Source organism: Micromonospora sp. MP36 (assembly GCF_008119785.1).
In the GTDB taxonomy this organism is placed as follows: Bacteria; Actinomycetota; Actinomycetes; order Mycobacteriales; family Micromonosporaceae; genus Micromonospora.
Genome location: NZ_VSFA01000325.1, coordinates 1 through 310, shown reverse-complemented (window position 1 = coordinate 310; position 310 = coordinate 1). Strand labels below are relative to the sequence as shown.

General features: G+C 70.0%; 1 protein-coding gene. It reads right to left on the bottom strand.

Translation table 11 applies throughout. The features are described 5' to 3' along the window. On the bottom strand, positions 1–310 hold a 310-nt coding region (locus FXF52_RS41365; protein WP_148805102.1), incomplete at both ends, for a cyclase family protein.

The window sequence follows — 310 nt, the reverse complement described above, 5'->3', positions numbered from 1 at the left end:
CCCGACGGCTGAACGTCCTGGGGAGTGTCAGCGCCGATCAGCGCGACCCCCCGTTCATGCAGCCACGGCAGGCAGGACGCGTGCCAGCCAGCCTGCGTGAAACCGTTGGCCGCCCCGGTCTCGTGTCGGACGCGGCCATAGCCGGTCCGCAGGAGTACCGCATCGCCGGATCGCACCCGCACACCCTGGCGACGCTCGGCCTCCTCGAGATCCTCGGGAAACACACCCTGCCCCGGTTCCAACCACGGCACATCGCGGACCCTCGCGATGTCCAGCAGGACACCACGCGTGATGATCCCGTTCGCCGCCG